Here is a 10,911-nt window from a genome sequence, read left to right on the forward strand (position 1 = left end):
TCACAGTCTGAACACCCCGTAGGTCCGGGTGCCCTCGACAGCCGCGTTCGCGCTGACCGACAGGCACATGCCGATGACGTCCCGGGTGTCCCGGGGGTCGATGATTCCGTCGTCGCTCACCGCGCCGGTGGCCTCGAGGGCCAGCGAAGCCCGTTCCTGACGTGCTTCGGCGGCCGCCACGAGTTGACGGTCCTCGTCTTCGTCGAACGGCCGACCGGCCCGGGCAGCCTGCTCACGGCGCACGATGGACATGACCCCGGCGATCTGCTTCGGTCCCATCACGCCGATCCGGGCCGAGGGCCACAGGAAGGTGAAGCGGTTGCCGAACGACCGGCCCGACATCCCGTAGGTGCCCGCGCCGTAGGAGGCACCGATGATGACGGTGACGTGCGGGACCGCCGAGGTCGAGACGGCATTCACCAGCTGCGAGCCCTTCTTGATGATGCCGTCCCGCTCGAAGTCGCGTCCGACCATGAACCCCGTGAGGTTCTGCAAGAACACCAGCGGGACGTCCACCTGGTTGCACAGCTGGATGAACTGCGCGCCCTTGGACGCGGAGTCGGGCAGGATCACCCCGTTGTTCCCCAGGATGCCCACCCGGTAGCCGTGGATGGTGGCCCACCCGCACACCAGCGTGGACCCGTACTCGCGCTTGAACTCCTCGAACCGGGATCCGTCGGCGATCCGCGCGATGACGTCCCTGACCTCCACCGGCGTCGCCAGGCCCTCACCGAACAGGCCGAGCAACTCTTCGGGATCTGAGCGCGGTGCCTCTGCCTGGGCGATGGGCGCGGGGCCCTGCTTGCGCCAGTTGAGGTGACTCACGACCTCTCGGCACATCCGGATCGCGTCGGGTTCGTCCTTGGCGAGGTAGTCGGCCAGGCCGGAGACCTCCGCGTGCATCCGGGCACCGCCCAGCGTCTCGTCATCGGACTCCTCGCCGGTCGCCATCTTGACCAGGGGAGGACCGGCGAGGAACGCCTTGGACTTTCCCTCGATCAGGATCGTGTAGTCGGACATCCCCGGTTGGTAGGCGCCGCCGGCGGTCGCAGAGCCGAACACCACGCATATCGTCGGGATCCCGGACTTGGACAGCTGTGCCATGTCGTGGAAGTAGCGCCCGGTCTCGGCGAAGTGACTCGTCCTGATCTCCGAGCCCGGGTCCGCGCCACCCCCCCGGCGCAGGTCCGCCCCCGCCGACTCGACGAAGCTCACGTAAGGGATGCGGTTCGCGCGCGCGATCTCCAGGGCGCGCATCCACTTCTTGGTGGAGTACGGCTGCAGTGCGCCGCCCACCACCGTGGGGTCGTTGCCGCAGATCACGCACTCCACGCCGGCGATCACACCGATGCCGACGACGAACCCGCCGCCGATGGCGTAGGGCGACTCCCACGCCGCGAGTGGGCTGATCTCCAGGAAGGGTGCGCCCGGGTCGAGCACCAGCGAGATGCGCTCCCGGATCGACAGCTTTCCCCGGGCCGCGTGCCGCTGCTGTGCCTTCACGCCCCCGCCGAGCGCGGCCTGGTCCAACAGCTCCTGCAGCCCCTCGAGGCGGTCGAGCATGAACTCGCGGTTCTCTCGGAACATCTCGCCTCGGGTGTCCAGCTCCGAGACGAGTGCGCGCACGTCGTTGACCATGGGCTCGCTCTCGTGGGCAGTCGATGGGTTCGAGAAGTGACGGTGGGGTGCTTTTACCGAGTGGCAGTGGCACCGGGGGGACGATCAGGGCCGCAGCGACGCAGGATCGGGCCCGGCACGGCTCGCAGGTGCCGGCCTCGCTCGGCCGACGGACGTACTGCCGGACTCCACGTACCGGCCGTCGAGCGCGTGTGCCAGGCACGCCTCTCAGGTCCGGTCGTGAATAGACTCCTATTAAAGACCATGAACTATGCGGTGTCCACCACCCCGACAACACGAGGGCGGCGGCCCCCGCACACCGACGCCGACGAGGTCGACCGCGGAGCGGCGACCCGGTGAACCGCCGGCAGCGGGCGGGCCGCACGCCGCCGGCGCCGCGGGGTCACCGGCTCACGATGCGCCGACGGGGCGACGAGCACCCACGTATCCGGCCGAGCGGCGCTGGTCGACGGACCCTCGACCGCTACCGCGCGTGGGGACTAGCGGGCTGTCCGGACCTCGCTCAGCGGGAGCCAGCTCTCGAACCGCGACCAGTCCGCCGAGAGGAAGAACCGCTCCTGTGCGTCCAGGTGACGCAGCATGCGACGCCGCGCCACCTCGGCGTCGCCGGCGATGATCGCCTCGACGATGCGCTCGTGCACGTGGCTGCCCTCGGCGCTGGCGTCACGGATTTCCTCGGCGCCGTGTCCGGCGGCCCAGGTGAAGAGGAGGTCACTGAACATCCGGGCGGACACGTCGCCGAAGAGCCGAATCATCGGGTTCCCGCTGAGTTCGGCGATCAGTACATGGACGTCGTGGAACCCCGGGGACCTGGGCCCACCCACCTGCCGACGCTCCAGGTCGTCGGCGTACTGCTGCTCGCTCGACACCGCCTCCCTCAAGCGGGCCGCGCCGGCGGGGTCGATGCGGCTGGCTGCGAGCTCCACCGCGGTCACCTCTATGGACTTACGCGCTTCGAAGAGATCGGCGATGCTCGCGCCCTGGTACTGCAGGAGGAGTGCCAGCGAGCGGACCGCGCTGTAGGAGTCCGGCTCCGTGACCATCAGTCCCCCGCCACGCCCACGACGTGACCGGGCCACGCGATGGTGCTCCAGCAGCCGGATTGCTTCGCGCAGGACACCCCGACTCACGCCGTAAGTCTCCAGCAGCTCGGCCTCGGTCGCGAACAGCTCACCGACGGGCCACCCGCGGGCCACGATGTCCCGCTCGATTCGCATGGCGATCTCCTCGCCGAGCTTCAGATCGTGCGACCGCTCGTCGGGGACTCTCTGCACCACGGGCGCAACTCCATCCGATCCGTTGCCGGCTGACGCCTCGGGGCTGCCCATGTCGTCATGAGAATAGACCACGGCCGGCGGCCCGAGACGTGTCGACTCGGGATCCTCCCCGGCCGCGGCAGTGGCGCGCTCGACGTGCGGGTCCGCCAGCGACGCGGCGGCCGACACCACTTCGGACAGACGCCTCAGGCACCCATCGCCGACGAGCGGCAGGACGGCGTGGGCTGGACATCACCATCACGGTCACCTTTAATAGGCCCCTGTTCCGATCCGACGGAGTGACTCATGACCGCCCCTCCCCCGCGCACTGACTGCCCGCCTGCGGAATGGACCTGTGTGGTGCCGGGGGGTCGTCACACGGGGCATCCGTACGCCCCGCTCCCCGGCCCGCGGCGGCCAGCCACTCGGGCGAGGGTCGGTGAAGGCCGGCACGGTGGTGTGCATGCGGGAAACCGGCCCGGGACCGTACCGGGTCTCCGGCCGAGAGCAGGCGCAGGTAGACCGCGCCGCAGAGGTCAGTCGTCGTGGGCCGCGGGCTGACCAGCCGGTGTCCTGACCTGCCGACGCCACGCTGGTGCATCCGAGCCACCGCACGCCCCACACCACAGCCGAGACCACAGGAGAGTCCGCCGTGTCCCCCAGACCAGCGTGGAGCCGTGTCGCGACATTGGGCGACGTCCTCGTCGAGGCCTCGAACCGGTGGCCCGACGAGCTTGCCGTGGTCGACGACACCTCGCGCAGCACCTACGCGGAACTTGTCACCGCCGCGGAGCTCGTCGCCGACCAGCTCCTGGACGCGGGTGTCGGTCCGGGCTCACGGGTGGCCGTCGTGGCGCCGAACTCCCTGGCGGCCGTCCAGGTGCTCTTCGGCAGTGCCTTCGTCGGCGCCCTGACCGTCGTGGTCAACACGCGGTTCGCGGCGCGAGAGCTCCGGCATGTCCTCACCGACTCCCGCCCCGACGTCGTCCTGGTGTCCGGCATGCGGAACGACCGCGTGGACTTCGAGCGCCAGGTCCGCGAGGCCCTGCCCGCCGACTTCTCGGTGCCGGTGCTCGTCATCGGTCGCGCCTCCGACCACGGCTTCGGCGAACTGCGCATGGACGTGCGCGACCTCTCGCCGCAACTGCGCGCACGCGTCGATGCGGCGCGTGCCCGGGTGCCGGTCCGATCCTCCGCGATCATGATCTACACGTCCGGGACCACCGCACTGCCGAAGGGCTGCTCGATCAGCCACGAGGCTGTGGTCCGCACGGCGACGTCGATCGGCACCTGTCGGTTGCGCGTGCAGCAGCACGAGCGGATCTGGGCCCCGCTCCCGGTGTTCCACATCGGGTTCTTCATCCCGATGGTGGGCGCCTTCTCAGCGGGCGCCGCGATCGTCACCCAGTCGCACTTCGTGCCCGAGCGCGCGGTGGCGGCCCTGGTCCGCGAGCAGGTCACGATCACGTGGGCGGGTTTCCCCGCGTTCAACGACGCGATCGTGCGCGCGCGGCGGGAGGACCCGTCGCTGTTCGCGGACCTGAGGGTCATGCTGTCCGTCGCGAACCCCAGCACCATGCGTGAACTGCAGGACGAGATGCCCGAATCCACCGTCATCGGGTGCTACGGCAGCACCGAGACGGGCGGGGTCTGCGTCGTCAGCGAGCTCGAGGACGACGTGGAGAGCCGGATGGTCACCCAGGGCAGACCTCTGGACGGCGTGGAACTGGTCGTCCTGGACCCAGCGACCGGAGAGGTCCTCGACCAGGGTGCCGTCGGCGAGATCGCCGTCCGAGGCTGGAGCACCTTCGACGGCTACTGGGGAGACACGGCCCAGACTGCGTCGGTGCGGACGCCGGAGGGCTTCGTGCGTACCGGTGACCTGGGCGTGGTCGACCACGACGGGCGACTCACGTTCACCGGTCGACTGAAGGACATGATCAAGGTCGGCGGGGAGAACGTCGCCGCCCTGGAGGTGGAGACCGTCCTGGTGTCCCACCCAGCGGTCCACATGGCGGCCGTGGTGGGCGTGCCCGACGCGCGACTGGGCCATGTGCTCGCTGCTTTCGTGGAACTGGTGCCCGGATCGGTCGTGGACCCCGAGGAAATCCTGGCGCACTGCCGGCGGGAGCTGGCGCGCTACAAGGTGCCGCGACACCTGCGGTTCACGACGGAGTGGCCGATGTCGGCCACGAAGATCAGGAAGACCGATCTGCTCCAGAGGCTGCAGGACGAGCTGTCCGAGGCGCTCTCTGCTGATGAGCGAGCCGCCACACCGCCTGGGTGAGCCGGGTCGTCACAGCCATCGTCGTCGGCCAGCAGGGCCGCGGCGGGGCACGAACCGTCCTGCCCAGGGGACGGCACCTCGCCGGAGGAGACCTGGGCTCACGATCGTTCGGGCTGTCGCCCGGGATGGGTACTGGTGAGTCGTGGGCATACGGACCGATGACGTTGCAGGACGGGCTCCGCGCTCCCCGGGGTTGATCTCACGGCTCGGGGAGGGTGTGCACGGTGCCGGCGTTTACGACGCGATGACGGCGAAGATCGTGGAGACCGTCGGGATGGACTTCGCGTTCCTCTCCGGGTTCGCCCTGGAGGCCTCCCAGCTGGCGGCGCCGGACGTCGGACTGGTCACGTGCACCGAACTGGTCGGACAGCTGTCTCGCATCACCTCGGCGGTCGACCTGCCGGTGCTCTGCGACATCGACGCTGGATTCGGCGGACTGAACAACGTGTGGCGGACCACCCGTGAGGTGCATCGCGCCGGTGCGGCCGGCCTCCAGGTGGAGGACCAAGCCAATCCCAAGCGCTGCCCCGTGCTCCCAGGACGCATCGTCACCTCGCGGTCGGAGGGGGTGGACCGGGTCGCCACCGTCGTCGACGCCGCTGACGACGAGGAGTTCCTCGTGATCGCCCGGACCGACGCCGACGAGCTGGGTCTGGACGAGGTCGTCGAGCGGTGCAACCTCTACCTGACGGCGGGCGCGCAGGTGGTCCTTCCCATCATGCAGACGTTCGAAGGCCGAGCACGGCGGTCCCTGGCGCCCGACCGCCAGATGGAGATCCTGGCCGAGCTGGCCACGGCGATCGACGGCCCGTTGGCGACCACCGCCCCGCCGGAGGGCTACACGGCGACGGACATGACCACCATCGGGTTCTCGATGGTGATCCACCCGACGGAACTCCTCGAGGCCTCGATGACGGCCATCCACCAGGTTGCGGCCGTCCTGGCGACCACCGGGAAGGCAAGCGGCTACTTCGAGTCCCACCCCAGCGTGCACTCGGGGGCACGGGCGATCCTCGAATACTTGGACGCCGATGCCCACGTCGCGCGGGAGACACCGCGCTCGGACGACCGGGGTGCCAGCACGTCGCAGTGAGGCCCGGGCCGGCTTCCTATCCGTCGCGGAACGGGCTGCACCCGGACGCGCAGACGGGGCCCAGGTCCCACCTCCCGACCGTGTCGTCACCGACCTGTCCACCAGGGGCGTTGGCGAGGGGCAGCACTGGATGGGCGACATGACCCGCTCACGCCCGCGGGTGCACAGACGACGAGCAAGAACGACCAAGATCAACGAAAGGGCGACCATGACCGACTCACTGTCCGCGACCGAGGTGACGGCCCTCCGCGAGCTCCTGGACAAACAGGCCATCCAGGACGTCATGACGCGCTATGCGCGACTCATCGACCGCAGGGATCCGCAGCTGAGCAGAACGATCTTCTGGGAGGAGGGGACCGACGACCACGGCCTGCACAAGGGCTCCGCGGAGGGCTTCCTGGCATCCGTGCTCGCGAACCCCCGAGGGATCCTGACGGCGTACCACAACCTCGGCCCCGCATCCGTCGAGTTCGTGGGTGGTCACCAAGCCAAGGTCGAGTCCTACTTCCTGTACGTCTGCACCCGAGAGTGGAACGAGGGGTTGGCGCTCGGCACGCTCACCGGTCGATACCGCGACCTCTTCGAGAAGCGCAACGGGGAGTGGCGGGTCCTCCACCGGACCGTCGTGTACGACACGTCGTCTTTGACGCCGTACGAGCCGGCGTGGAAGTCCTTCGGCATGGAGAAGGCGCGACACTCGGCGGCCGCTCCAGACGATCCGATCTACGAAGCGTCCTGGTGAGGGGTCGGGACGTCCCTTTTAGGGCCCGTGCGCATGCCGCCACTGCGCGGAGGTCACCCCGGTCCACCTCCGCGGTGAGCGGTGCTGCTGTCAGCGCAACTGGGCAACGGGTGTCCTGTGCTGGGCGAGCACGAAGCGCCCTCAGGGGACTCGTACGGCTTCGGTCATGCGCGACGACGGCTCGCCCCGAGAGGCCGCTGGGCGCCGAGGGGACGGCGAGCCGGTGCTGATCCCACAGGCACGAGGTCTCCGCCCGGTGTGCCTGCCGACTCTGGGCGCGGAGCGGTTCATCGGCTCGGACTGCCCGCGCTCCGGGGGGCCGATCCCGCTGACGACCGCCGTGCTGGGGCCCTACAGGCACGAAACCCGGCCGACCCCGCAGATCACGGGTTCTGACCACGGTCCTCCACGCGGCCACAGCGGCGCCCGAGTCGTCAGTCGCCGTACGAGGATCCAAGGACGCACGCGCCCGGTCCGCCTCGCTGGGGAGGACCGAGCAACGGTCCGCCGACCATCGTCCTCACGGCGCCGGGTGGATCTCGCCCCGCTCGGACCGCGTGGAGGCGAAGACGTAAGAGACAGCGTCGAGCCCTCCCACTCCGCTCTGTTGCAGCGCGCCGTCACTCCAGTGCGCGCATCAGGTGCACGAACGTGCAGCCCTGGTCCCCGGCCTTCCAGCCGTGCTGGGCAGCTTGCAAGACGAGGGCGTCTCCCGCCTGGAGGGTGACGTCCCCCGTGTCCAGGCGCAGCGTGATGTCTCCACTCAGCACGTGCATCAGGTCGAGGGTGTTGGTCTTGTGCGGCTCGGCGGTGTGACCTGCCCCCCAGACGTGGTACCTCCAGTAGAGCCCGCCGGCTCCGGGTTCCATGGCGAAGTCGGTCGCATCAGACGCCTCGTCGACGGCCACGTCGGCCGCGGCCGAGCTGCCGCTCTTCCACAGGTTGACGATCAGTACGTCCTCGGTGCGGATCTCCTCGGGGATGCCGGGGACCTTGACGTTCGGCAGACCACCACCGACGCGGAAGGCGGCCGGACCGTCCGCGCTACCCACCACGGATTCGCTCAACACGAGCGACTTGCCTTCTTCGTTCGTCCCTACGACCACGCGTCGCATCAGGTGCTTCCTCCTTGGTGCGCATGTTGACCGCAAATGGTAGCCTGTTTGCAGCACATCGGCGATACGACCCGCACGGGGGGGGCTCATGGGAGGCCGTGCAGCGCCGGTTCCTCCTGCAGGAGCGGCCTCGACGAGCTGGCGACCACGCCCGGTGACCCAGGACAGGGACGTCCGTCGGGCCGCGGAGCGCCGGTGGGGATGGGACATCAAGAGTTTTGGCTGTCACATCATGGCGGGTCGAGCTCGCGGCAGGCCGGATCCCAGTCGCCATGGCTACGAGCGTCGGCGAGCCCTCTGCACGTCTGGGGCGCCCCTGCTCCCGACCTGCGCCAGGACCAGCCGCCCGAGCGCAGGACAACGGCCAGACATCCTCCGCAGGGGCTATGTCGAGGCATCGACCCGCGAGGCGCGAGCCCGCGTCCTCAGCACCCGGGGCTCGGACGCAGAGCCAGCCGGTTCGCGGTGCTCGAGCACGAAGACAACGAGCACCGCGCTGGTGCCTGACGGCCCAGATCGTGACAACCGTACGCCGCTCGAGGCGCACGAGGACATGTCCAACAAGCACGGATCGGAGCAACGATGACAACGACGCAGCGACCCGATTTGAGGTTCTTCCTCTTCACGGCCTTCACCCCAGGTGGACCCGTGGGCGCACCCTGGCACCACCCTGGGGCGGTGGGGTTCGATTACCTCAACCTCGACCACCAGACAAGGCTGGCGCAGGCCCTCGAAGTCGCATGCTTCGACGCGATTTTCTGGGCGGACTTCAGCGGGGTCCACGACATCTACAAGAGTTCGCCCGACACCGCGATTCGGGAAGCCGTGCAGTTTCCCCTCGGCGACCCGCTCATCCTGACCGCTGCTCTCGCAGGCGCGACGGAGAACCTCGGCTTCGCGTTCAGTTCGAACATCATCCAAGATCACCCGTACGCGTTCGCTCGACGCGTCGCGACGCTCGACCACCTCACGAAGGGCAGGGTGGCGTGGAACGTCGTCACCTCTTACCAACAATCCGCCTGGCGCAACCTGGGCTTCGATTCTCTCGAGGCGCACGCCAACCGTTACGGTCGTGCGCAGGAGTACATCGATGTCGTCCGGAAGCTGCTGACCGAGTCCTGGGAGGACGGGGCCGTCGTCCGGGACACCGAGCGGCGGGTCTACGCGGACCCCTCCCTCGTCCACCCGATCGCGCATGCCGGAGAGCGTTTCCGAGTCCCTGGCATCGCGTTGACCGAGCCTTCTCCGCAGCGCATGCCCGTCGTCGTCCAGGCCGGGACGTCAGACGATGGGCGCGACTTCTCCGCTCGCAACGCCGAGGCCATCTTCGTCGGCTCGCGCAGCCCGGAAGGCGCCGAGAAGCTGCTGAACGACATGGCTGGCCGGCTGGAGGCGAACGGCCGCACGCGGGCCGACCTGCTGGCGTTCCAGTACCTGAGCATGAGCGTCGCGAGCACGGAGGACGAGGTGAAGCGTAAGAACGAGGAGCTGGATGAGCACCTCAGCTCGGAGGCTGCGCTGGCGTTCAACAGCTCGACCATGGGCACCGACCTGTCGCAGATCGACCTGGACAAGCCGATCGGGGACTTCAAGACCGACGGGCTGCAGGGGTCTTTCAAAATGCTCGCGGAGGCTGCCAGCGACAAGACCTGGACGTTCCGCGACGTCGTCTCGCGCATCGGCACGATGCGATTCATCGGCACCCCACCGCAAGTCGCTGACGAGCTGGAAAAGTGGCGCGCAGCTGGCGTTGACGGGATCAACCTGAGCTGCCTCGACGGTGTGCAGGGCACGTACGACTTCATCGAGCAGGCGGTGCCCGTCTTGCAGGAGCGGGGTCTGATGCAGCGGAACTACAGCAGCGGAACGCTGCGCGACAAGCTGTACCGACGCTGAGCACCCAGGGGGCTGCTTCCTGAGCGGCAGCATCCGTGACAGGGGAAGGGTGCCGTGGCTGGCCGCGAGCCATCCTGGTGACATCCCGCTGGTCGTGCAGCGCGTGACCGGCTGCACAACCAGCGGGTACCGAGCGTGCACGAATGAGGGTCGCTGCGGACTAGTGCCGTCGTCGGTGGTGGGTCGTCCGTGCGGGACTGCCAGAGGGTTCGCGGGCGGGTCTTGCCGTCCCAGTACTACCTCGGGTTCGATCGCGACGGCTCACGAGATGCGGCTCGGGGCGACGGTCGTGTTGCTCCGACGTCGGGGGGAGCGTGGTCCGAGCTGCCTCGCCGACGAGCGAAGCAAGATCCGTTCGCGCGGGCTTCACCCGCGACGCCCCCGAGGCGGCAGGTCGGGTCCTTGCTGCTCGTGCCGGAACGTGACGGTCTGCCTCGGCGCGCCTGAGGGCACTTTGCGCTGAACTGTCGACCAACGGAATGATGTTGCAGACCTACCACCGCCGAGAGCGGGCCGACGCCCGCGCGCGGATCGCGGACGTGCACTCCCGCCGCGCGCAAGTCGGCCGCCGGGCGGAGCCTGTGGCCGGCGCGCTGCGGTCGGCAGCGCACCGACCTGCCTGCGGTGACCGACGCCGGCGGAGCCCGGTGTCCGTGGGCGGAGTGTCACGACAGGTCGTCGTCACACTGCCGGCGCCAGCTCAGCTCAGGAGACCTGGATGGCACGCGTTCGACGTCACTCACTTGTGTCACGGCGGAGGGCGCTGACGCGTGCGGCGATGTGATGGCGCAGCCGGCCTGGGAGTAGGCGCGCTCGGCGTGGCTGTGGAGTCGGCCCGTGTAGCGGCCACGCTCGTTCCGCCCGTCCGCCGCCGTCGCGAATCC

The 10,911-nt window shown here is 69.1% G+C and carries 7 protein-coding genes; 4 read left to right on the forward strand and 3 right to left on the reverse strand.

The genetic code is table 11. The features are described 5' to 3' along the window. Positions 1–1,626 (reverse strand): acyl-CoA carboxylase subunit beta, encoded by a 1,626-nt coding sequence (locus FHL80_RS12450; RefSeq protein ID WP_216870671.1) that lies wholly within the window; start codon positions 1,624–1,626, stop codon positions 1–3. A 491-nt stretch (positions 1,627–2,117) separates the two neighbouring features. After that, on the reverse strand, positions 2,118–3,086 hold the full coding sequence (locus FHL80_RS12455; protein ID WP_138733732.1) for a FadR/GntR family transcriptional regulator: 969 nt from the start codon (positions 3,084–3,086) through the stop codon (positions 2,118–2,120). A gap of 460 nt (positions 3,087–3,546) precedes the next feature. Here FHL80_RS12455 and FHL80_RS12460 point away from each other — a divergent pair, with 460 nt between their 5' ends. From FHL80_RS12460 to FHL80_RS12470, 3 genes are all read left to right on the forward strand, one after another. Then, entirely contained in the window at positions 3,547–5,181 is a 1,635-nt protein-coding gene (locus FHL80_RS12460) for a class I adenylate-forming enzyme family protein (RefSeq protein WP_281283471.1), read from the forward strand. 244 nt (positions 5,182–5,425) lie between these two features. Then, complete coding sequence (locus FHL80_RS12465; RefSeq protein ID WP_138733734.1) at positions 5,426–6,274, forward strand: isocitrate lyase/PEP mutase family protein; 849 nt, start codon at positions 5,426–5,428, stop codon at positions 6,272–6,274. A gap of 208 nt (positions 6,275–6,482) precedes the next feature. Then, positions 6,483–7,016 carry a nuclear transport factor 2 family protein gene (locus FHL80_RS12470; RefSeq protein ID WP_216870672.1) on the forward strand — a complete coding sequence of 178 codons (534 nt, stop codon included), beginning with the start codon at positions 6,483–6,485 and terminating at the stop codon, positions 7,014–7,016. A gap of 620 nt (positions 7,017–7,636) precedes the next feature. Here the strand turns inward: FHL80_RS12470 and FHL80_RS12475 are convergent. Then, positions 7,637–8,131 (reverse strand): cupin domain-containing protein, encoded by a 495-nt coding sequence (locus FHL80_RS12475; protein ID WP_138733736.1) that lies wholly within the window; start codon positions 8,129–8,131, stop codon positions 7,637–7,639. A gap of 582 nt (positions 8,132–8,713) precedes the next feature. Here FHL80_RS12475 and FHL80_RS12480 point away from each other — a divergent pair. After that, on the forward strand, positions 8,714–10,027 hold the full coding sequence (locus tag FHL80_RS12480) for an NtaA/DmoA family FMN-dependent monooxygenase (protein WP_138733737.1): 1,314 nt from the start codon (positions 8,714–8,716) through the stop codon (positions 10,025–10,027). The last annotated feature ends 884 nt before the right edge of the window (positions 10,028–10,911 follow it).

Source organism: Modestobacter excelsi (assembly GCF_005930495.1).
Lineage (GTDB): Bacteria > Actinomycetota > Actinomycetes > Mycobacteriales > Geodermatophilaceae > Modestobacter > Modestobacter excelsi.